We start from the raw sequence: 23,665 nt of genomic DNA on the forward strand, positions 1-23,665 counted from the left end.
CGTGAAATTAAACAAGGGGATATTATGGATAAAGCTAGTAAAACAATGATTAGATTAATGAGCGTTTTGGTTTTATGTAGCATTAATTTTTTCATACTTTTATTCTTTTTTGGCAGCAATTTATTTCAAAACATAATAAATCTAATAAGCTTAAATTCAGATAAATTGCCTGAAGAAGAGAAAAATCTCTACAATCTACAATATTATTTGTTCTTTAATGACATTTATAGATTTTTTTATTCGATTACTATTCTTGCGATTTTTATAGCTGTAATTGGAGTCTTTTTAAGGTTAAAATACGCAGGTAGAATCTGTGTTCTTGCAAATATCTGCGCTATTTTAACAAGTGTTGTTGTGATTATTGCTAGGATTTTAGAATCTAACAAAGGAGTGCATAAAGTTATTACAAAGCTTAGCTTAGGCCTTGTGGGTGATGATTTTGTCACAGCAGGGATACTTCCTAAAATCCCAGTGCTTGCAATAATTGTTATAGTTATAGCCATTCTTAGCTTAAGCCTTACAAAATCGAGTAATATTTTAAAAATCAAGCTTTATAATAAGGCCAATGGTCTAAGTGCAGCTACAATTTTTCTAACAGGAATGTATGGATACATTGGAATTGATGTGTTACGTAATAAAATCACTTATTTTATTATTAATTCGAAAAACTTAGGCTCATTAAATGCCCTTTATTATTTAAGAACCTATTTCCTTGAAAATAATATTGTGCTTAATTGGCCTATTTCCTATATTTTGATTGTCATTATTTTTGTTAGCCTTATGTATGATAGGATATTTAAGAAAAAAATGGCAGGGATTTTGTCAGTTCTAGTACCATCAATTCTAACCATAATAATAATTGTGATTAATTTCATAAATAAACCGGTGATATTTGGAAGAGTAACTATGGATTTAAATATCTGCGATATGGTAGATTCAGCCTATTATTCAGTGCTTGTTAATTACCTAATTACTAGTTTATGCCTTAATTTGATGTTTGTTTATATAATAAGTATTAGGGGTAATCATAAGCAGATGTTTATACTTATAACCTGCAATATAGTGCTTAATATTATCGGTCAATTAATAGCTAGAAATTTTAATGGCATTGCAATTCACTTTATTATGTGGAGTGTGGCAGATTTTATAACATCAATAGCAGTATTGCTACTAACAATTAAGACACATAAGTTTAGGAAAAAAAGACCTGAGTAAGCTTTCAAATTTGAGATTATATTATTTATCTGATTAAGATAAATAATATAATCTCATAGTAAAAAATATCTTTTGTAATATTTAATTAATCATTAACTTGCGTAATATTTAATTAGTCACTAACTTGCTTTAAATTTGAAATATCTGATTTTGCTATTAGTGAGTAGTTTGTATAATAAACTACAAAACCTGGCTTTGCACCTGCTGGTTTTTTAACTTCTTTTTTAATAATATAATCGATTTCTACTTTTTCTAGATTTTTTCCTTTAGAATAATAGGCTGCAAGGGCAGCTGCCTCTTCAAAGGCTCTATCAGGGACTTCCCTTCCGTCAGTTCGTAAAATTACGTGAGAACCAGGCATTTGCTTAGCATGGAACCACCAGTCGTTACCGTTGGCAAATTTAAAGGTTAATTCATCATTCTGATTATTATTTTTACCTACATAAATATCAAATCCATCGCTTGAAATATAGTGAAGTGGCTTTGAGTTAAGTTTTTGCTTTGCTTTTGATTTAGCACCGCTTTTAATATAACCTGTTTCATGTAGTTCTTCTTTAATGAGATTTAAGTCATCCTCAGTTGTTGCAATATCAATTGAAGTAAGGACAGATTCAAGATAGTTTATATCTTGTTTTACGTCTTCTATAAGCTTTGTGGTTGCCTCAAATGTTCTCTTTAATTTGTTATAGCGGGCAAAATACTTATTAGCATTATCAATGGCACTAAGATCAGCATCAAGAGGAATAGTAATTGGCTGGTTATCATAATAATTAATACAAGTGTATTCCTTAGAGCCACTTATTACATCATAGCTATAAGCTGACAAAAGCTCGCCATAAATTTTATAGTTTTCTCTTTTTTTGGTATCCTTTAGCTGTCTTTCCTGAAGGTCTAACTTTTTAATATCACGTTCAAGAATAGTAGTAATTACGCGGCGCATATCAGAAGATTTTTGATGGATTCTAGTGTGAATCTCTTTTTGAGAATAAAAATCTCTTATAAGTTTACTAATTGATTCATAGCTAGTAGTTTCAATATCTGCTGTCTTATTGCTTCCGCTATAAAGTGATAAAGAAAATGCAGAAAACTCTTCAGGAACATTATTAGTTTTTACAATTTCTGGCTTGTAATTTTTATCATTAATATCTTTAATAAGTTTAGCAAAAACTTGGTATATTTTATCTTTGGCTTCCTCATTTAGACAGTTAGCAGGAAGAGTAGAGTCAATGCCTGCTCTAGCACATATTTCTTCGCCAGAAAGTGAACTAAATCCTGTAAGAGTTTGGTAAATTGCCTTAGTAATTGCCACAGGTTTACTAAAAATATTATTGTAAAAATCTTCTTTAGTAATTACTAAAGGATTTAATTTGTTAGTTGTATTAGTGATAAAGTAAGGCTTTCCTGGGAAAACCTCACGAACAGAGCTCATTTGAGCCGATACGTGCTTAATACTATCTAGGATTATGTTATTAGAATCCACAAGCATTATGTTACTATACTTTCCCATGAATTCGGCTATAATATGCTTTCTACATAAATCTCCTAATTCATCTAAATGCTCAACTTCAATATCAATTATTCGCTCAAATTCAGGTTGTGTAATATTTATAATTCTACCGTTATTTAAGTGCTTTCTTAAAAGCATACAGAAATTAGGAGCTTGAATTGGGGCTTTTTTATTGCTATCAGTTAGGTAGCAAAGGGGTAGAGTTGCATTGGATGATAGACAAAGTCTATATTGTCCGCTTTGTGTTTTTACAGTTAATAATAGCTCGTCTTTTTCTGGTTGAGCAATTTTATATAGTCGACCACCCTTAATGGTTTGGTTTAATTCTTCTACGATATTAGAAATAACAATTCCGTCAAATGCCATGTTAGTCCTCCTTAATATAGATGTATTAGATAGTTTACCAAATTTATAGATAAATTCCTAGATATCACTATTAATATCCTTGTTAAATTCCCAAAGTATTGTTATAATTATAGAAGTTTGTGGGGTTATAAAATTAGTGAATTTAATAAGTTCACATCAATACATATTTACGAGGTGACATTTGTGATTAAAAGTATGACAGGCTTTGGTAGAAGCGAAATATTAAAAAACAACAGAAAAATAGTTATTGAGGTAAAATCAGTTAACCATAGATATCTAGAGGCAGGAATCAAGATGCCTAAGAAACTTAACTCCTTTGAATCAAGAATTAGAGAAACTTTAAAAAAGTATGCTAATAGAGGTAAAGTTGATATTTTTATTAATTATGAAGATAACAACGAAACTCAGGTTAATCTTAAGTACAATGATAAATTAGCTAAGGAATACATGGATATTTTTGCTAAGATGGCAGATGAATTTAAGATTGAGAATGATATTAATGTTTCAGCATTATCAAGATATCCAGAAGTAATCTCTATGGAAGATGCTGAGGTTGACGAAGAGGAATTATGGGCATTTATTGAAGAAGCTCTTAAGGAAAGTTTAGAGAAATTTGTAGAGACTAGAGTTTTAGAAGGTGAGCATCTAAAGAATGATTTACTTTTAAAACTTGATCATATGGAAAAACTTGTTGATTTTATAGAAGAGCGTAGTCCTGAAATTATGAAGGAATATAGAAGTAAGCTTGAGGATAAGGTTAAGGAAATTCTAGGAGATACAACAATTGATGAATCAAGAATTGCAACAGAAGTTGTAATTTATGCTGATAAGATCTGTGTTGATGAAGAAACAGTCAGACTTAGAAGTCACATTAATCATGCTAGAAAGTGCTTATCAGAAGACGGTGGCATTGGTAGAAAGATGGATTTTATTGCACAAGAGATGAATAGAGAATCTAATACAATTCTTTCAAAGGCTAATGACATTGAAATTTCTAATGCAGCTATTGATTTAAAGACTGAAATTGAGAAGGTAAGAGAGCAAATCCAGAATATCGAATAAATTTTGCTTGATTGTTTTTAGGCTCTTAGGTATAATAGAATTTGCGCATTGTGTAAAGTCAATTTACCTACGCAACATAATTTAAGATATGAGGTTATGTTATGAACAACAAAGGTTTACTAATTGTTTTATCAGGGTTTTCAGGAGCTGGTAAGGGAACTGTAGTTAAGAGCCTACTTTCTAACCACAATACTGAGTATTGCTTAAGTATTTCAGCTACTACTCGTAATCCTAGACCTGGAGAAGAGAATGGAAGAGAATATTTCTTTAAGTCAGTTAAAGAATTCGAATCCATGATAGACAATAATGAATTAATAGAATATGCTAAGTATGTTAACAATTATTATGGAACACCTAAGGCATATGTAGAAAGTCAGCTTGAAGCTGGTAAGAATGTAATTCTTGAAATTGAGATTCAGGGTGCACTTAATATTAAGAAGATTTATCCTGAAGCAGTATTAATCTTTATTACACCACCTAGTGCTAAGGAATTAGAGAATAGACTTCGTGGTCGTAATACAGAAGATGAAGCTACAATTCTTGCAAGACTTTCAAGAGCTTATGATGAGTCAGAAGGCTTATCAAATTATGACTACGTCGTAATTAATGATAAGGTAGAAGACTGCGTAGAGCGTATAGTTGGGATAGTTTCATCTGAGAAGATGAAGATTAATAACAACATTGAACTAATTAATAAAGTTAGAGAAGAGCTTAAAGCTTATTCGAAAGGAGAACAATAATGATACATCCATCTTATACTGAATTAATGGCAGTAATTAATAGCGAGGTTGAAGAAGGTGAGCAGCCTTTAGTACAGTCTAGATATTCAATCGTTAAGGCTACTGCAACACGTGCAAAGGAAATTATTGATGCTAGATCTATCCAGGAAAAGATCAACAAGGCTAAGGCTGATGCATCAGTAAAGGAAAAAGAAAAGGATAAGGACAAGAAGGAAGTAGAAGAGAAGAAGATTTCTGCTGAAGACGAAAGAAAGCTTGTTATTGGTACTCCTCTTATTCATTCAACAGAGAATGATAAGCCTTTATCAATTGCTGTCAGCGAACTTTACCAGGGTAAGGTTAAGATCGTTGGTAATAGTGACGAGCAGTTCTAATTAGAACTAAATAATAAGATTACAATGATAGGCAGTCATCTAGTTTTTAGGTGACTGCTTAATTTAGTATAAAGATTTATAAAGCTAATTTTAATTTGTTTGAGGTATATATGAGTAGTTATAACGAAGAAACTAAAGCAATTAATTGTCCATATTTTGAAAAATGTGGTGCTTGTGCCTATGCTGGAATGAAATATGATAATGAACTTGCTATTAAAAATAGAGATATGAACAAGCTTTTTAAGGATATTGCTAAGGTAGAGCCTATCGTGTCTATGTATCGCCCAATTTATTATAGAAACAAAGTACATGCTGTAGTGTCTGCTGATAAAAAGGGCAATGTTCTTATGGGTACATATAGGGAAAACAGTCATGATGTAGTAGATATTAAAGATTGTATGATTGAAGATGAGGTCTGTCGTAGTATCATTAATACTATTAGAGAGCTTATGAAATCCTTTAAATACAAGGCTTACAACGAAGACACAAAACAGGGCTTCATACGCCATATCCTAATTAGACGTGGGGTTGTAACTAAGGAAGTTATGCTATGTTTAGTTACAGGCGACATTGCATTTCCATCAAAGAATAATTTCTTGAAGGAAATCAGAAAACGTCATCCAGAGATTACTACAATTCTACAAAATGTAAATAATTCTAAAACTAGCATGATTCTTGGTAAAAGAACCGTAACTCTTTATGGCAAGGGCTATATTGAGGATATTCTTTGTGGCCTTAGATTTAGACTTGGCATTAGTTCATTTTATCAGATAAACCATGACCAGACGGAAAAGCTCTACAAAAAGGCTATTAAGCTTGCTAATTTAACTAAGAAGGACACAGTTATCGATGCTTATTGTGGCATTGGTACAATTGGTATGGCTATGAGCAAGGCAGCAGGCCAGGTTATTGGAGTTGAGCTTAATGAAAATGCAATCGAAGACGCGAAAGTTAATGCTAAACTTAACAATATCAAAAACATTTACTTTCAGGCAGCAGACGCAGGAGAGTTTTTAGTGGATTTTGCAGCAAGCGGCCGTAAGGCAGATGTTGTTGTTATGGACCCACCAAGATCTGGCTCAAGCCCAGATTTTCTAAAATCAATACTTAAGATTAAGCCAGATAGAGTGGTTTATATTTCTTGTAACCCAGAAACTCAAGTAAGGGACATTAAGACTTTAATTAAGGGCGGATATAAGATAAGCCCAGTGACACCTTTTGATATGTTCCCTCATACACCGCACACAGAGACAGTGTGCCTTTTGAGTAGATGAAAAACTGACGCATATGTAGGCTTGAATTAGAAGATGGAAGACTAGTAAGTGCAAAAATGGTGCATCAAACTTGGAGGGATAAATGATAGTAAATGATATTCAACATACACTTTTTGAATTAGAAGATAAAAATTATAAGGAATTTCAATCAAAGCTAATTCCTAACGTGGAAAAATCTTGTGTTATAGGGGTTAGAACCCCTGATTTAAGAAAACTATCAAAATCTCTTAAGTCAAATGAAGATATTGAAATTTTTCTTAATAGCTTGCCCCACAGATTTTTTGAAGAAAATCAGCTACATGCCTTTATTGTTTCTGATATTAGGGATTTTAATTTATGTATACAAAAAGTTAATGAATTTTTGCCTTTTATAGATAATTGGGCTACTACAGATCAGATGTCTCCATATATTTTTAAAAGACATAAAAAAGAACTTCTTAAACATATCAATATCTGGATAAAATCAAATAGATGTTATACTGTTAGATTTGCCATAGAAATGTTAATGAAGCATTATCTTGATGAAGACTTTGACCTTAATTATGTAAGAATGGTTTCTAATGTCAAATCAGATGAATATTATGTAAATATGATGATTGCTTGGTATTTTGCCACAGCACTTGCTAAACAATACGATGAAGTTCTTCCTTTTCTTACAAATAAATGTCTTGATAAATGGGTTCACAATAAAACTATTCAAAAAGCCATTGAGAGCAATAGAATTTCTACAAATCAGAAGACATTTTTAAGAACACTTAAAATAAAATAGCGCATTTAACATAAATATGTTAGAATAGCACAGTATATCTTAATCAAATAAAAAGCTTATTACATTTGTTGTAATAGGCTTTTTAAATTGTAATGAAATTAGATTTAAATAATGAAATTAGTTTTAAATAAGGAGAAATCGTATGAAGATTATGTTTGTTTCCCTTGGTTGTGATAAAAACCTAGTTGATACAGAGAATATGCTAGGTATTTTAAAAAACAAGGGCTATGAGTTTACAGATGATGAGTACAGTGCAGATATTATCGTTGTTAATACATGCTGTTTTATTGGGGATGCTAAGGAAGAAAGCATTAATACCCTTATTGAGATGGGTCAAAGAAAAGAAGATGGTCAGTGCAAGATTTTAATTGCTGCAGGTTGCTTAGCTCACAGATATAAGGACGAATTAATTAAGGAATTACCTGAAGTTGATGCATATGTAGGAACAACAAGTTTTGACAAGATTGCGGAGGCAATTGAGAGCGTATGTGCTAAGAAAAATATTAATTTTATTGATGATGATAACAGATTACCTCAGGTTAAGGATAAGAGAGTTATTTCAACTCCTGGATATTTTGAGTATTTAAAAATAGCTGAGGGCTGCGATAAGAGATGTACTTATTGTATTATTCCTTACGTTAGAGGAAGCTTTAGAAGTTATCCAGTTGAATATTTAGTTGAGCAGGCTAAGCATTTAGTAGAAAATGGTGCTAGCGAACTTATATTAGTCGCACAGGAAACAACACTTTACGGTGTTGACTTATATGGCAAGAAGTCACTTCCTATGCTTCTTCACGAACTTTCTAAGATTGAAGATTTAAAGTGGATTAGAATTCTTTACTGTTATCCTGAGGAAATTGATGATGAATTAATTCAGGCTATTAAAAATGAGCCTAAGGTCTGTCATTATCTTGATTTACCTATTCAGTCAGGCTCTGATAATATCTTAAAGAGAATGGGTAGAAGAACATCAAGACAGGATATTATTGATATAGTTAATAAATTAAGACAGGAAATACCTGATATTACTTTAAGAACAACACTTATTACAGGTTTCCCAGGAGAAACAGAGGAAGACTTTGAAACTACTTATAATTTCGTTGATGAGCTTGAATTTGATAGACTTGGTGTATTTACTTATTCTATGGAAGAGGGCACACCAGCAGCTGAATTTGAAGACCAGGTGCCAGAAGAAGTTAAGGCTAGTCGTCGTGATGAAATTATGGAATTACAGCAGGAAATCTCTATTGAGAAGTCACAGGCTATGGTAGGCAAGGAATTAGAAGTCTTAATTGAAGGCTATATCCCTGATGATGATACTTACGTAGGCCGTTCTTATAAGGATGCTCCAAATGTTGACGGACTTGTTTTTGTTTCATGTGATTATGAATTAATTAGCGGAACAATTGTAAGGGTAAAAATTACAGATGCTACAGAATATGACCTTCTTGGTGAAATTATTGAAGACTAATAAAAAATGATTTTACTATTTGATATAATCTGATAAAATAAGATAGTTAAAAGTAAATATTTTATTTTGACTTTTAAAAAAAGCTAAAATTATAGGAGGCTTAAAATGAATTTACCTAATAAATTGACTATTTTTAGAGTTATTTTAGTGCCTGTTTTCTTAGTATTTTTATACTTAGATAACATTCCAGCACATAATTTAATAGCTGCAGCAATCTTTATTATTGCCAGCTTAACAGACATGCTTGATGGAAAAATTGCTAGAAAATACAATCTAGTAACTAACTTTGGAAAATTTATGGATCCACTTGCAGATAAGTTGCTTGTATGCTCAGGACTTATTGCTCTTTCAGACCTAGGAAAAATCTATGGTTGGATTGTAATTGTTATTATTGCAAGAGAATTTATTATTAGTGGTTTTAGACTTGTTGCATCAGACAATGGTGTTGTTATTGCTGCAAGTTGGTGGGGAAAGATAAAGACAGCAGTTACAATGGTAACAATTATCTTAGTAATCCTTGAATTACCTTATCCTGGTTCAATGATTGTTAATACTGTTCTTATATATGTTTCATTAGTATTAACAGTTATTTCATTACTCGATTATATTTTTAAGAATTACAAAATCTTTTTAGAAGGTACACATTAATGAGTATTGATGAATTTATAGATGGACTAGATTTAGAGCTAGTAGAAGAGCTTAAAAAAAAGAAACTCGTATTAACTACTGCTGAGAGTTGTACTGGAGGTTTAATTAGTTCTGTAATCGTTAATATAAGCGGAGCTTCAAGTGTATTTAAACAGGGCTTTGTAACATATTGCGATAAGGCTAAAGAGGATTTGCTTGGCGTTAGACATGAAACAATGGATAAATACAAAGCTGTAAGTAGTGAAGTTGCAAGTGAGATGGCAACTGGCGCTAAGGAAGTTAGCGGTGCTGATGTAGCTGTTTCAGTAACTGGTGTTGCAGGTCCTTCAATGGAAGATGGAAAGCCAGTGGGACTTGTTTATATTGGATGTGCTTATAAAGACAAAGTTGAAGTAAGGGAATTTAATTTTGATGGTGATAGAAAAACTATTCGTTTTAAAGCCACAAAGAATGCTCTTCAATTAGTTTTAGATTGTATTAAATAAAGAATTAGCATAGGAAAGATGATTCTTTTCTATGCTTTTTGTTTTGTTAAGGTTTACAAAAATAAAAAGCTATGGTAATATTTTTGTTGTTCCAGTATATATAATTTAATTATATTCTAGGCTATATGCCTATCATTTTAGAGTTTCATCTAATATTCCGAATACATGTTCGAAAAACTATTGACAAAGAATTGTTATGGTATTATTATTATTTTAGACGAACGAATGTTTCGAAAAAACGTTTTGATATAAGGAGATTGAAATTATGGTTAACAATGATGAGAAGCTTAAAGCATTAGACGCTGCTATTTCTAATATTGAGAAACAATTTGGTAAAGGTTCAGTTATGAAGCTTGGAGAACAGGCAGCATCTCTTAATGTTGAATGTGTTCCTACAGGTTCACTTAGCTTAGACATTGCCCTTGGTGCCGGTGGTGTTCCAAAGGGAAGAGTAGTTGAAATATATGGTCCAGAATCAAGTGGTAAGACAACTGTTGCTCTTCATATGGTAGCAGAAGTTCAGAAGCGTGGTGGAATTGCAGGCTTTATTGATGCTGAACATGCCCTTGATCCTGTTTATGCTAAGAACATTGGTGTAGATATAGATAATTTATATATTTCTCAGCCTGATAGTGGTGAGCAGGCTCTTGAGATTTGTGAGACAATGGTACGTTCTGGTGCTATTGATATTGTTATTGTGGATTCAGTTGCAGCTCTTGTACCAAAGGCTGAAATTGATGGTGATATGGGTGATTCACATGTTGGTTTACAGGCTAGACTTATGTCACAGGCTTTAAGAAAGCTTACTCCAGTTGTAAGTAAGAATAACTGTGTTGTTATCTTCATTAACCAGTTACGTGAGAAAGTTGGTATTATGTTTGGTAACCCTGAAACAACAACAGGTGGTAGAGCACTTAAATTTTACGCTTCTGTACGTTTAGATGTTCGTCGTATTGAGACATTAAAGCAGAATGGTGAAGTAATCGGTAATAGAACAAGAGTTAAGGTTGTTAAGAATAAGATTGCTCCTCCATTTAGAGAAGCTGAATTTGATATTATGTTTGGTAAGGGTATTTCAGCAGTTGGTGATTTATTAGATTTAGCATCTAATGCTAACATTGTTAATAAGGCGGGTGCTTGGTTCTCATACAATGGTGAGAAGATTGGCCAGGGTAGAGAGAATGCTAAGCAATTCTTAACTGAGAATCCAGCTCTTTACGAGGAAATTGACCATAAGGTAAGAGTATTCTATGGTATTGAGCCTGGAGAAGAGGAAGCTACAGAAGCAAGCCCTGAAGCTACTGAGCCAGAAACTAAGGCAACTAAGGGTAAGAAGAAGGCTGCTACAGAAGAATAATAAGATTAGGACACTAGATTATGGTTGAATTATTGATTACCTCAATTAAAGAATTAAATTCTAAGAAGGTAATTATTTGTTTAAATTATGATGAAAGTTTTGCCCTTTATAAAGGTGAATTAAGAAGATTACATCTTAAAGAAGGAGATGTCCTAAATGAGAGCGCTTATAACGAGATTGTAAGCGCTCTTTCTAAAAGGGCAACTAAGAGGGCTATGTCTTTATTACAAACTAGAGACTATTTAAAAGAAGAACTTAAATCTAAACTAAGACAAAGCTATTATCCTGAAGAATCAATAGAATCTGCTATTAACTATATAAACAAGTATGGCTATTTAGATGATAGAAGGTATGTATATAACTATTTCCACTTTAAATCAGCTAATAAATCACGCAAAGTATTAGAATTAAAGCTAATTCAAAAGGGAGCTGATTTAGCTCTAATCAAAGAAATAGCTGATGAATTCTATGAAGACAATGATAGTGAAATTAAGCAGATAGTAAAGCTTGTACGAAAGAAATTAAAGCTATCAGAGGATGAAAGCTTAGAATCTATAGACTATGCATCTAAATCTAAACTAATAGCTTATCTCTTTCGTAGAGGCTATACAATGGATATAATTAATAAAGCACTTAGAATTGTAATTATTAATTATTGATAAATGCACCCTTTGTGCGGGCTTAATAATAGTGCAATATTCTTGACAATAATTGAATTAAAAGGTAATATGTAATTGTTGTATGTTTGGTACAATAAAACTAAATAAGGAGGCGCTCCTGTGGATCCTATTTTGATAGTAGCGCTTGTTGTAGTTTTAGTTGTTATAGTTGCAGTTGTAGCTTATAACGTTGGCAATAAATCTAAGATTAGTAAAGCTAACAAGAAAGCTAGAGAAATTGTTGATGAAGCAATTAAAGAAAAGCAAGCGGCCAAAGAAGCTAAGGACGCCGCAATCGCAGATAGGGAAGCAGCTGTCAGAGAGAAGGAAGCTGCTAAGAAGGAAGCTCTTTTAGAAGTTAAGGAAGAGTCAATTAGAGCTCGTAATGAACTTGAGAAAGAGACTAGAGAGAGAAGAAACGAACTTCAGAAATATGAGAAGAGAGTTACTTCTAAAGAGGAATCCCTTGATAAGAAGATTGAGGCTGTTGAAAAGCGTGACGCTAGCATTACTAAGAGAGAAGAGGAACTTAGTAGAGCTAGAGTTAAGGTAGAAGAACTAGAGAAACAGAGACAACAGGAACTTGAAAGAATCTCAGGCTTAACCTCCGAACAGGCAAAAGAATTTCTATTAAAGACTGTTGAAGATGAAGTAAAACATGATACTGCTGTAATGATTAAGACATTAGAAAGCAGAGCTAAAGAGGAAGCAGATAAGAAGGCAAGAGAATACGTTGTTAATGCAATTCAGAGATGCGCTGCAGATCACGTAGCTGAGACAACTATTTCTGTAGTTCAGCTTCCTAACGATGAAATGAAGGGTCGAATCATTGGTAGAGAAGGTCGTAATATAAGAACTCTTGAAACAATGACTGGTGTTGAATTAATTATTGATGATACTCCAGAGGCTGTAGTTTTATCAGGCTTTGATCCAGTTCGTAGAGAGATAGCTAGAATCGCTCTTGAGAAGTTAATTCTTGATGGACGTATTCATCCAGCTAGAATCGAAGAAATGGTTGAGAAAGCACAAAAAGAAGTAGAGGCATTAATTAAAGAGGAAGGTGAGGCTGCAACCCTTGAGGTTGGTGTTCATGGAATTCATCCTGAATTGGTTCGTTTACTTGGTAAACTAAGATATAGAACTAGTTACGGACAGAACGTTTTAAAGCATTCTATTGAGGTTGCTCAGTTAGCTGGTTTACTTGCTGCTGAGATGGGTCTTGATGTTAAGACTGCTAAGAGAGCTGGTTTATTACATGATATTGGTAAAGCAGTAGATCATGAGATGGAAGGATCTCACGTTCAATTAGGTGTGGATTTATGTAGAAGATATAAGGAATCACCAATTATTATTAATGCGGTTGAAGCACATCATGGAGACGTTGAACCAGAAAGCTTAATAGCTTGTTTAGTACAGGCTGCTGATACTATTTCAGCTGCAAGACCTGGTGCTAGAAGAGAGACGTTAGAAACTTATACAAACAGACTAAAACAATTAGAAGACATTACAAATTCATTTAAGGGAGTTGAAAAGTCCTTTGCCATTCAAGCAGGTAGAGAGGTTCGAGTAATGGTTGTTCCTGAAGTCGTAAGTGATACTGATATGGTACTTATGGCAAGAGATATTTCTAAGCAGATCGAAGATCAGATGGAATATCCAGGTCAGATTAAAGTAAGTATTATTAGAGAATCACGAGCTGTTGATTACGCTAAGTAATCAGATTTCAAACCGAGAAAGAATTTAACTAAGGTGATTAAAGAGAAATCTTTAATCACCTTTTTTGACGTTTTGAAATATAATTTGCAAACTGCTAACTTAATAAAAGAAAGAATTTTCAAATTTTTCTTAATTTTAGTTGCAATAGGTGGCTTTATTGTGTATTATACTAGTGACTTGAATAAGTTTTTTGACAAATAACTTAATTTTATTAAGTTTGAGAAGGATTTCTTATTTAGAAAGTAAAGTCACAGGCATGTAAGCTCATTTATATCGTGAACCTATGGTATTTCTTGAGATTACATATGCTAGAAATTAAGTAATAATGTGACATGTTTTAGGAGGAAGTTTATGAATTATACTGAATTAAGTAAAGAGGAATTACTTAAATTAAAGGATGAGTTAAACAAAGAATATCAGGAAGCTAAATCTAAGGGTTTAAGTCTTGATATGTCTAGAGGTAAGCCATCAGCAACACAATTAGATGTTTCACTTGATATTTTAGATGCAATTAATTCTAAATCACTTCTTAAGGCTGAAGATGGTACTGATTGTAGAAATTATGGCGTTCTCGACGGTATTCCAGAAGCTAAGAAGTTAATGGCTGATATGATTGGAACTACTCCAGATCATGTTATTATTTATGGTAATGCTTCACTTAGCATTATGTATGATCAGGTATCACGTGCTTATACACATGGTTTATTAGGTAATACACCATGGTGTAAATTAGACAAGGTTAAGTTCCTATGTCCAGCACCTGGATATGATAGACATTTTGCTATTACAGAAAGATTTGGTATTGAAATGATTACAATTCCAATGACAGAGAATGGTCCAGACATGGATTTAGTTGAGCAGTATGTTAATAACGATGAATCTGTTAAGGGTATTTGGTGTGTACCTAAGTATTCTAATCCACAGGGTTACTCTTATTCAGATGAAACTGTTAAGAGATTTGCTAACTTAAAGCCAGCAGCAGCTGATTTTAGAATTTTCTGGGATAATGCATATGTTATTCATCATTTATATGATGATAATCAAGATGAAATCCTTGATATTCTTGCAGAATGTGAGAAGGCTGGTAATCCAGATATGGTATTTGAATTTGCATCAACATCTAAGGTTTCATTCCCAGGTAGTGGTGTTGCAGTATTTGCATCTTCACATGCTAATATCGCTGATGTTAAGAAGCAGCTTACAATTCAAACAATTGGTCACGATAAATTAAACCAGTTAAGACATGTAAGATATTTTAAGAACATCGATGGCTTAAAGGCTCATATGAAGAAGCATGCTGATATGATGCGTCCTAAGTTTGAAGCTACATTAGAAGTTTTAGACAGAGAATTAAAGGATACAGGAATTGGTACATGGACAAAGCCTCATGGCGGTTACTTTATTAGCTTTGAAAGCTTAGATGGATGTGCTAAGGAAATCGTAGCTAGATGTAAGGAAGCAGGAGTTAAATTAACAAATGCTGGTGCAACTTTCCCATATGGTAAGGATCCTAAGGATAGCAATATTAGAATTGCTCCTTCATTCCCAACACCTGAAGAAATGGCTCAGGCTGCTGAGTTATTCGTACTTTGCGTAAAGCTTGTATCAGTTGAAAAATTACTTGAAACAAAATAATCAATTTAAATTGATATTTATTAAAAGGCAAACTAAGAACTATCCGAATTTAACTCAGTCGGAGTACAAGACTCGCTCGCGAGTCTTGACTAATATCTAAGTAAGGCTTTCGCTTTTTAAGCGGGGATTGCTTACACAAAGATTAACAAACAATTTTAAATTTAAACAAAAACAAATCAAAAACAAAACCAAAAACAAAAACATTTATCTGTAGGTAATCATTTGGTATAATCTAAATGTTACCTGCAGATTTTTTATAAAAATTAATTAAGGGTTAAAGGAGAGAAAATGAGTAAAATTGGTTTTATTGGCGTAGGAAATATGGGTTATGCTATGCTAAAGGGAGTTGTTTCACACTTTAATTTAGAGGACATTGTTATTACTAGTCATAGTAAAGAAAAATACGAAAGAATCGCTAAAGAAGTTAATGTATCTTGTGTAGATAGTAATGCTGAACTAGCAAAGACTGCAAAATATGTAATTTTAGCTGTTAAGCCGGTTATATACAATGCTGTAATTGAGGAAATTAAAGATTATGTAAGTTTAGAAACAGTTATTATTTCTATCGCACCGGGCATTAGTATAGATTCATTAAAGAAAAGTTTTGATAATAAGGTTAAGGTGGTACGTGCAATGCCTAATACACCTGCAATGGTGGGAGAAGGTATGACAGGTGTTTCTCTTAATAAAGATGAATTTAGTAAAGAAGAATTAGAAGTAATTGATAAATTCTTTAATTCTTTTGGTAAGGTAAGCTATGTAGAAGAAAGATTAATGGATGCAATTGTTTGCGGAAGTGGCAGTTCACCAGCTTATGTATACATGTTTATTGAAGCTCTTGCAGATTCAATAGTTAAATATGGAATAAAAAGAGATGACGCTATAAAAATTGTTGCACAAACAGTTCTTGGCTCAGCAAAAATGGTACTTGAAACTAATACACATCCTGCCATATTAAAAGATAATGTATGCTCACCTGGTGGTACAACAATTTGTGGAGTTACAGCACTTGAAGAGTATGGCTTAAGAAATGCTATTATTAAAGCAACAGATGCATGTTACGATAAATGTACTAAGATTAAATAAAAAGATAGTATATAGATAAAAAAATACAAAATCATAATACAAAATTATACTATTAAATTTATTATAAATAAAAATGGGAAGAATAAAGCTTTTTGTAAATAAAAGCATTTATTCTTCCCTTAATTTTTATCTGAAATTTACTAAAAACTATCTTGCCATTGCATCCATAATTTCGCCAATGTACATATAGTGATAGTCCCCATTTTCATAGAATTTCTTGTTAATTTCATTATCTGTAAAAGTATCACTTGTCATTGGAATGCATGCAAGTTTTTTACAAAGAAATACAAGACTTGATTCATCAGGAAATGGAATTCCTAAGCGGCTATTAAGTGTTAAGCCTGATTCTTCCCATTTATCACAATCCTTACCAGAAACAGAGCCACATACACTAAGTGCGTTACGATTCTCATTAGGCAAGAAACTTAGTGAGAAAAAATCATTTTTATCAAGATATTCCTTAGTATATCGTGATTCTCTAATATAAATAGTGATTACGCTTTTATTCCATAAAGTACCAAGTCCACCCCAGCTTACAGTCATAGGATTAGCTTCTTTTTTAGTACCTGCAGTTACAATAGCCCATTCTTTATTTAATTTAGTAAATGGATTGAGTTCGAATAAATCTAGTGGTAATGGTTGAAATACGTGCATAATTCCCCTCCAAATATTTATTGATTATTTAAATTTAAACGTTTAATATATAGATTATATCACATTTGCATTTAAATGTGACAAAAAATAGAGGAAAGGAGCATAGGATTTTTCCTATGTATAAATTAATGGAAGGTGTAAAAAGGATAGAAAGAGAATTGGTTTATAAGGGAGCAATTCTTGATATGTACAAGGATACAATGCAATTTCCAGATGGTCATACATCAAAGTGGGACTATTTAGATCACAGAGGAAATGCAGCAGCAGTAATTCCAATAACCAATGATGGCGAAATATTAATGGTGAGCCAGTACAGAAATTCTGTGGATGGTAAGACCCTAGAAATTCCAGCAGGTTGTCTTGATTTTAAGGATGAGCCAACTGTTAGAGCTGCTGCAAGAGAGCTTGAAGAAGAGACAGGATTTAGAGCTGGTAAGATTGAAAAGCTCCTTACAATTGTAACAGCGGTTGCTTACTGTAATGAGTTAATTGATATTTATATTGCAACAGATCTTACAAAAGGTGAAAGACATTTAGACGATGATGAAGATATTAATGTTTTAAAATTCCCAATTAAAAAAGCCAAGGAAATGATTAAGAATGGTGAGATTATTGATGCTAAGACTGTAGCTGCAATTCTTGCAATCCCTGATGACTTAATTAAATAAAAACTAGGATGGATGATTCCTGTTCAATACAGGCTTAGCCTCTTGGCTGCATAAAAATAGCGTAGCAGCCAAAAACTGCTACGCTAAAAAATTCTAACTTTTTGGGGTCACCTCAATTTCGGACCTTATTTGTTTAGATTAATCTATCAGCAATTTCGTATAATAATTCTTCTGACTGATTCCAGCCAAGACAAGCATCAGTAATGGATTTTCCATAGATGCCTTCTCCAACTTTTTGAGCTCCTTCTTCAATGTAGCTTTCAATCATTACACCCTTAACTAATTCGCGAATATTTGGATTGTATTTACAATTGTGAAGCACTTCCTTGCAAATTCTAACCTGTTCTTTGTATTGTTTACCTGAATTAGAATGATTGGCATCAATGATAACTGCTGGATTCTGTAATTCTCTTGTTTTATACATGTTATATAGACGAACAATGTCCTCATAGTGATAATTAGGGTTATTTTGGCCATGTTTATTAACAGCACCACGTAAGATACAGTGTGTTAGGGCATTACCATTAGTTGTAACTTCGTTAGTACGATAAATAAAAGTCTGCTTAGACTGTGCAGCAACTACAGAATTTAACATAACGCTAAAGTCTCCAGATGTTGGATTTTTCATACCAACAGGTACATCAATACCACTAGATACAAGGCGGTGTTCCTGGTTTTCTACAGATCTTGCTCCAACTGCAACATAAGATAGAACATCCTCTAAATACCAGTAATTCTCTGGATAAAGCATTTCATCTGCTGGAGTAAGGCCAGTTTCTTTAATAATGTCTATGTGCATTTTTCTAATGGCTACAAGGCCACCATAAAGGTCTGATTTTTCTTCAGGATTTGGCTGATGAAGCATGCCCTTATAGCCAATGCCTGTGGTTCTAGGCTTGTTAGTGTATACACGTGGAATAATAAGGATTTTATCCTTGATTTTATCCTGAATTTTAGCAAGTCTAGTAGTGTAATCAAGAACAGCTTCTTCGTTATCTGCAGAACAAGGTCCAATAATTACTATAAATTTATTAGATTCTCCCTTGAAAATCTTAGCGATTTCTTCATCTCTTTCTCTCTTAATCTTGGCAAATTCTTCAGCTAATGGATAGGCAGCCTTGATTTCTGTTGGTGTTGGTAATTTTTTTAAAAATTCAAAACTCATTATATACATCTCCTACATATTTATCAAATTTTAAGATTATAATATAACAAATTAGAAAAGTTTTCTAGGATTTTAAGTATCTTCATGATAAAATAATCCTAAATATGAGTGGGAATTAATACATAGGAGGACTATTATGAATAATTTAGACAACAAAAGTAAAGAAAATGCATCTGGCATTAATAGAGTAATTTGGATTGTGCTTGATAGTGTAGGAGTTGGCGAAGCCCCAGATTCAAAGGATTTTGGAGATGTTGGCGTTGATACATTTGGCCATACCTATAAAGCTAATAAGGGACTTAATATTCCTAATTTAATTTCCCTTGGAATTGGAAAAATTGACGGAATTGATTATATAGATAACCCTAGTGATGATAAAATCATTGGTATTTATGGTAAATTACAAGAAAAATCTGCAGGTAAGGATACAACTATAGGTCATTGGGAAATGGCAGGAATATATTCTTCAAATCCATTTCCAACTTTCCCTAATGGATTTAGTGATGAAACAAATGCTGAGATTATTAAAAGAGCCAATTTACCTGGAATTTTATGTAACGAACCAGCATCAGGAACTGAGGTAATTAATAGACTAGGAGATGAGATGGTAAAAAGTGGAAAACCAATTATTTATACATCTGCTGATTCAGTTTATCAAATAGCTGCCCATGAAGATGTAATTAGCCTAGATAGATTATATGAAATCTGCCAAATTGCAAGGGATTACCTTCAGGGCGATTTAGGAGTTGCAAGAGTAATTGCAAGACCATTTATTGGAGAAAATGGACATTATGTAAGAACTTCTAATAGACGAGATTTTTCTTTAGCACCGTCAAAGGATAACATCCTTAATAGAATTAGAGATGACAAGGGATTAGGGGTTTATGCCGTTGGAAAAATCGAAGATATTTTTGCAGGAGAAGGCATAAGCGAGGCAGTTCATACTAAGGACAATATGGATGGCGTTGATAAAACCCTAGAATATATGAGACAGGATAATAAAGGTCTTATTTATACAAATCTTGTTGAATTTGATTCTGCATGGGGACATAGAAGAGATGCAGTTAAATACGGCAAGGGCTTAGAAGATTTTGATAGTAGATTGCCAGAAATTTTTGATGCCATGAGAGATGATGATATCTTAATTATTACAGCTGATCATGGTTGTGATCCAACATATACAGGAACAGATCACACAAGAGAATATGTACCTGTTCTTATGTATGGTAAAAAATTAAAGAAAAATGTAAATCTACACACAGGAGATACTTACGCAGATATAGCACAGACAATTGCTGAAATCTTTAATACAAGAAAGACTCAAATTGGAACTAGTAGATTAAAGGATATCTTAGCATAAAAGATACTTAGCATAAAGGATATTCTAGTTTAAGCTTTGTAAGCAAAGATTAATCTAAGCTAAAAGTAAATAGATTAGGGGGGAAGAAATATGCGAATGATAGATTTAATTGCCAAAAAAAGAGATGGTCTTCCTTTAGAAAAAGAGGAAATTGATTTTATAATAAAGGGCTTTACATGTGGAGAAATCCCTGATTATCAAATGTCATCTCTTCTTATGGCGATTTATTTTAATAAAATGAATGAAGAAGAAACCATTAATCTTACCATGTCTATGAGAGATAGTGGCGACATTCTTGATTTAAGTAGCATTAAGGGAATTAAGGTCGATAAGCATTCCACAGGAGGAGTAGGAGATAAGACCACTCTAGTACTTATGCCTATGGTTGCAGCCCTTAATATCCCTTGTGCTAAGATGAGTGGAAGAGGCCTTGGACACACTGGTGGAACAATAGATAAGATGGAGAGTATACCAGGCTTTACTACAAGTCTTAGTTTGGATGAATTTACTAAGCAAGTTAATGAAATAGGACTTGCAATTACAGGTCAGACAGGTAATTTGGCTCCAGCAGATAAAAAGATATATGCCTTAAGAGATGCAAGCGCAACTGTTGAGAATATATCTTTAATAGCAAGCTCAATTATGAGTAAAAAACTAGCAAGTGGAGCTGATGCTATATGTCTTGATGTTAAGGTTGGAAGCGGTGCCTTTATGAAGACAATGGAGGATGCCACTAAATTAGCTAAATTAATGGTAAAAATTGGAAATTCCCTAAATAAAAAAACAATAGCAGTAATTAGTGAAATGGATGAACCCCTTGGAATGGCTGTGGGAAATAGTCTTGAAATAATAGAGGTAATTGAAGCTTTAAAGGGCAGGGGACCTAAAGACTTAATGGAACTTGTTATGTGTCTTGGCACTCAAATGTGTAAGTGTGCAGGCCTTAATAAAAGCGATAATGAAATAAAAAGAATGTTAGAAGAAAGCATAGCTAATGGCAGCGCCCTAAATAAATTCAGGGAATTTTTAAATGCACAAGATGGAAATGTGGATGTTATAAATGATTATTCTATTTTACCAACTGCTAAATCAAAATATGAAGTTAAGTCAGTAAAAGAGGGCTGTATAAAGCATATAAAAGCTGATGTTATTGGGCATGCATCCATGATTCTTGGCGGCGGCAGAGAGAAAAAAGAAGACTCAATTGATTTTGGAGTAGGTGTTGTCCTAAATAAAAAACGTGGCGATTACTGTAAAAAAGGAGAGCTGCTTGCAACAGTTTATGTAAATGATGAAAAAAATAAAGAGCAGGCATTATCTGAAGTATTATCAGCATTTACTATAGTTAATCATGAAGTTTTAAAAGAAAGTATGATTAAAAAAATAATAGAATAAAAGAACGTAAATCTCTAACTAGTATTTTTAGGGCAATTGCCAAAAAACTAACAAAATATCTAGACTTTGTTAGAAAAGTAACGGGCTTTTTTACTTGTATCTAGGTATTTTTTATGCTAACATAACTATTGCGGTTTAGATTTTTTAACTTTTAGTATTTGTATTAAAACTAAACAGCTATCTATATCGCAAATTCTATTTTTAAAAAAAGTAAGGGAGAATAAAAATGGAAGTAAGACCAGGAGCAAATCCTGTGGACGTAAAAACTTACGACACAGCAAGATTAAGACACGATTTTTTAATTGAGAACGTATTCGTTCCAGACGAAATTAAGTTAACTTATAGTCAGATTGATAGAATCATTGTTGGTGCAGCAACACCAGTTAACAAGGAATTAAAGCTTGAAGCAGGTGATGAGCTTAGAGCTAATTATTTCCTTGAAAGAAGAGAATTAGGTATTATTAACATTGGTGGTAACGGTACAGTTACTGTTGATGGTAAGGAATACAATTTCAAGTATAAAGATGGTATGTATATTGGAATGGGTTCTAAGGATATTACATTTAAGAGTGCAGATCCTAAGAATCCTGCTAAGTTCTATTTAAACTCAGCTCCAGCACATAAGACATATCCAACAGTATTCATCGATCCAGCTAAGGATATCTTACCTGAGAATAAGAAGGAGCTTGGTTGCCTTGAATCAGCTAACCACAGAACAATTAACAAGTATATCCTTCCAGGTCAGGTTGAAAGCTGCCAGTTAGAGATGGGTATGACTTGCCTTGAGCCAGGTTCAGTATGGAACACAATGCCATGTCATACACATGATAGAAGAATGGAAGTTTATCTTTACTTCGAAGTTCCAGAAGATGCTGTTGTATTCCACTACATGGGCGAGCCTACAGAAACTCGTCATATCGTAATGAGAAACGAAGAAGCTGTTATTTCACCAAGCTGGTCAATTCATTCAGCTTCAGCTACACATGCATATACATTTATCTGGGGTATGGTTGGAGAAAATCAGGACTTCGATGATATGGATGATGTTGATATGAAGGATTTAAAATAATTATTCATACTAGTTAGCCAAATTTACAGGCTAATTTTTGAGCTTTATCTTTTGGAATGACATCTAGTTTTTAGATTTCATTTATATATCAAAAAAAAGGAGATTATGAAAATGTCAGTTAATTTTTCACTTGAAGGCAAGATTGCATTCGTAACAGGTGCATCATACGGTATTGGTTTTGCTATCGCTTCAGGCATGGCAAAGGCTGGTGCTAAAATCGTTTTCAACGATATTAATCAGGATTTAGTAAATAAGGGTTTAGCAGCTTATAAGGAAGCTGGTATCGACGCAGCAGGTTATGTTTGTGACGTTACAGATGAAGAAGCTGTTAACGCTACAGTAGAAAAGATCACAAAGGAAGTTGGTCCTATCGATATCTTAGTTAACAACGCTGGTATCATTAAGAGAATTCCTATGATCGAAATGTCAGCAGCAGACTTTAGAAAGGTTATCGATGTTGACTTAAACGCTCCATTCATCGTATCTAAGGCTGTTATTCCTTCAATGATCGAAAGAGGTCATGGTAAGATTATTAACATCTGCTCAATGATGTCAGAATTAGGTCGTGAAACAGTTTCAGCTTATGCTGCAGCTAAGGGTGGTTTAAAGATGCTTACAAGAAATATTTGTTCTGAATATGGTAAGTACAACATCCAGTGTAATGGTATCGGACCTGGTTATATTGAAACTCCTCAGACAGCTCCACTTCGTGAGAGACAGGCTGATGGTTCAAGACATCCATTCGATGCATTCATCGTTGCTAAGACTCCAGCTGAAAGATGGTTAAAGCCAGAAGAACTTGCAGGTCCTGCAGTATTCTTAGCTTCAGAAGCAGCTGATGCAGTAAATGGTCACATCCTTTACGTTGATGGTGGTATTCTTGCTTACATCGGAAAGCAGCCACAGTAATTTAACTCAGTCGGTGCGCAAGACTCGCGAGTGAGTCTTGACATTATTATTTAATTAAATAAAAAAAGTGTTTTCATTGGG

22 protein-coding genes are annotated in these 23,665 nt (G+C 33.2%); 19 read left to right on the top strand and 3 right to left on the bottom strand.

Features of this window, described 5'->3' with window-relative positions:
• Positions 1-24: 24 nt before the first annotated feature.
• Positions 25-1,215 carry a hypothetical protein gene (locus tag T537_RS0101205; protein ID WP_031555769.1) on the top strand — a complete coding sequence of 397 codons (1,191 nt, stop codon included), beginning with the start codon at positions 25-27 and terminating at the stop codon, positions 1,213-1,215.
• A gap of 112 nt (positions 1,216-1,327) precedes the next feature.
• Here T537_RS0101205 and T537_RS0101210 read toward each other — a convergent pair whose 3' ends face one another.
• Positions 1,328-3,088 carry an Rqc2 family fibronectin-binding protein gene (locus T537_RS0101210; protein WP_031555772.1) on the bottom strand — a complete coding sequence of 587 codons (1,761 nt, stop codon included), beginning with the start codon at positions 3,086-3,088 and terminating at the stop codon, positions 1,328-1,330.
• A gap of 183 nt (positions 3,089-3,271) precedes the next feature.
• On the opposite strand from T537_RS0101210, the gene T537_RS0101215 reads away from it, so the two are divergent.
• The 13 genes from T537_RS0101215 to proC all read left to right on the top strand — a co-directional run bounded on the left by T537_RS0101215 (position 3,272) and on the right by proC (position 16,364).
• Positions 3,272-4,150 carry a YicC/YloC family endoribonuclease gene (locus T537_RS0101215; protein ID WP_031555784.1) on the top strand — a complete coding sequence of 293 codons (879 nt, stop codon included), beginning with the start codon at positions 3,272-3,274 and terminating at the stop codon, positions 4,148-4,150.
• Positions 4,151-4,251: 101 nt separating this feature from the next.
• Positions 4,252-4,890, top strand: coding sequence for a guanylate kinase (gene gmk / locus T537_RS0101220; protein WP_027437583.1), 639 nt, complete (start codon positions 4,252-4,254; stop codon positions 4,888-4,890).
• Entirely contained in the window at positions 4,890-5,264 is a 375-nt protein-coding gene (gene rpoZ / locus T537_RS11885) for a DNA-directed RNA polymerase subunit omega (protein ID WP_027437582.1), read from the top strand. The genes gmk and rpoZ overlap by 1 nt, the downstream gene beginning before the upstream one ends.
• 110 nt (positions 5,265-5,374) lie before the next feature.
• Positions 5,375-6,538: a 23S rRNA (uracil(1939)-C(5))-methyltransferase RlmD gene (gene rlmD, locus T537_RS0101235; RefSeq protein ID WP_031555786.1), complete on the top strand. Its 1,164-nt coding sequence runs from the start codon at positions 5,375-5,377 to the stop codon at positions 6,536-6,538.
• A gap of 82 nt (positions 6,539-6,620) precedes the next feature.
• Positions 6,621-7,307, top strand: coding sequence for a DNA alkylation repair protein (locus T537_RS0101240; protein ID WP_027437580.1), 687 nt, complete (start codon positions 6,621-6,623; stop codon positions 7,305-7,307).
• A 142-nt stretch (positions 7,308-7,449) separates the two neighbouring features.
• Entirely contained in the window at positions 7,450-8,778 is a 1,329-nt protein-coding gene (gene rimO, locus T537_RS0101245; RefSeq protein ID WP_027437579.1) for a 30S ribosomal protein S12 methylthiotransferase RimO, read from the top strand.
• 105 nt (positions 8,779-8,883) lie between these two features.
• A complete protein-coding gene (gene pgsA, locus T537_RS0101250; RefSeq protein ID WP_027437578.1) occupies positions 8,884-9,426 on the top strand; it encodes a CDP-diacylglycerol--glycerol-3-phosphate 3-phosphatidyltransferase in 543 nt (180 codons plus the stop codon).
• Positions 9,426-9,911 carry a CinA family protein gene (locus tag T537_RS0101255; protein ID WP_031555789.1) on the top strand — a complete coding sequence of 162 codons (486 nt, stop codon included), beginning with the start codon at positions 9,426-9,428 and terminating at the stop codon, positions 9,909-9,911. The genes pgsA and T537_RS0101255 overlap by 1 nt, the downstream gene beginning before the upstream one ends.
• 265 nt (positions 9,912-10,176) lie before the next feature.
• Entirely contained in the window at positions 10,177-11,268 is a 1,092-nt protein-coding gene (recA, locus tag T537_RS0101260) for a recombinase RecA (RefSeq protein ID WP_051554927.1), read from the top strand.
• A 20-nt stretch (positions 11,269-11,288) separates the two neighbouring features.
• Positions 11,289-11,927 (top strand): regulatory protein RecX, encoded by a 639-nt coding sequence (locus T537_RS0101265; RefSeq protein WP_027437575.1) that lies wholly within the window; start codon positions 11,289-11,291, stop codon positions 11,925-11,927.
• Between the two features lie 129 nt (positions 11,928-12,056).
• Positions 12,057-13,643, top strand: coding sequence for a ribonuclease Y (gene rny, locus T537_RS0101270; RefSeq protein ID WP_420323099.1), 1,587 nt, complete (start codon positions 12,057-12,059; stop codon positions 13,641-13,643).
• Positions 13,644-13,994: 351 nt separating this feature from the next.
• Positions 13,995-15,278 carry an aspartate aminotransferase type Ic gene (locus T537_RS0101275; RefSeq protein WP_027437573.1) on the top strand — a complete coding sequence of 428 codons (1,284 nt, stop codon included), beginning with the start codon at positions 13,995-13,997 and terminating at the stop codon, positions 15,276-15,278.
• Between the two features lie 288 nt (positions 15,279-15,566).
• On the top strand, positions 15,567-16,364 hold the full coding sequence (gene proC, locus T537_RS0101280; RefSeq protein ID WP_031555796.1) for a pyrroline-5-carboxylate reductase: 798 nt from the start codon (positions 15,567-15,569) through the stop codon (positions 16,362-16,364).
• A gap of 147 nt (positions 16,365-16,511) precedes the next feature.
• On the opposite strand, the gene T537_RS0101285 is transcribed toward proC, so the two are convergent.
• The gene (locus tag T537_RS0101285; RefSeq protein WP_027437571.1) at positions 16,512-17,018 is read right to left on the bottom strand and encodes a flavin reductase family protein; all 507 of its coding nucleotides are present in this window, start codon (positions 17,016-17,018) and stop codon (positions 16,512-16,514) included.
• A gap of 116 nt (positions 17,019-17,134) precedes the next feature.
• On the opposite strand from T537_RS0101285, the gene T537_RS0101290 reads away from it, so the two are divergent.
• Complete coding sequence (locus tag T537_RS0101290) at positions 17,135-17,686, top strand: NUDIX hydrolase (RefSeq protein WP_034210241.1); 552 nt, start codon at positions 17,135-17,137, stop codon at positions 17,684-17,686.
• Positions 17,687-17,819: 133 nt separating this feature from the next.
• Here the strand turns inward: T537_RS0101290 and T537_RS0101295 are convergent, their stop codons facing one another.
• A complete protein-coding gene (locus tag T537_RS0101295; protein WP_031555799.1) occupies positions 17,820-18,851 on the bottom strand; it encodes a 3-deoxy-7-phosphoheptulonate synthase in 1,032 nt (343 codons plus the stop codon).
• 136 nt (positions 18,852-18,987) lie between these two features.
• Here T537_RS0101295 and T537_RS0101300 point away from each other — a divergent pair, with 136 nt between their 5' ends.
• The 4 genes from T537_RS0101300 (at position 18,988) to T537_RS0101315 (ending at position 23,584) form a co-directional block, all read left to right on the top strand.
• Positions 18,988-20,211: a phosphopentomutase gene (locus T537_RS0101300; protein WP_051554926.1), complete on the top strand. Its 1,224-nt coding sequence runs from the start codon at positions 18,988-18,990 to the stop codon at positions 20,209-20,211.
• Between the two features lie 90 nt (positions 20,212-20,301).
• Positions 20,302-21,606 (top strand): pyrimidine-nucleoside phosphorylase, encoded by a 1,305-nt coding sequence (locus tag T537_RS0101305; RefSeq protein WP_027437567.1) that lies wholly within the window; start codon positions 20,302-20,304, stop codon positions 21,604-21,606.
• A gap of 226 nt (positions 21,607-21,832) precedes the next feature.
• A complete protein-coding gene (kduI, locus tag T537_RS0101310) occupies positions 21,833-22,675 on the top strand; it encodes a 5-dehydro-4-deoxy-D-glucuronate isomerase (RefSeq protein WP_027437566.1) in 843 nt (280 codons plus the stop codon).
• 105 nt (positions 22,676-22,780) lie between these two features.
• Positions 22,781-23,584 (top strand): gluconate 5-dehydrogenase, encoded by an 804-nt coding sequence (locus T537_RS0101315; protein ID WP_027437565.1) that lies wholly within the window; start codon positions 22,781-22,783, stop codon positions 23,582-23,584.
• Positions 23,585-23,665: the final 81 nt, after the last annotated feature.

This window comes from Lachnospira multipara LB2003 (assembly GCF_000702205.1).
GTDB lineage: Bacteria > Bacillota > Clostridia > Lachnospirales > Lachnospiraceae > Lachnospira > Lachnospira multipara_A.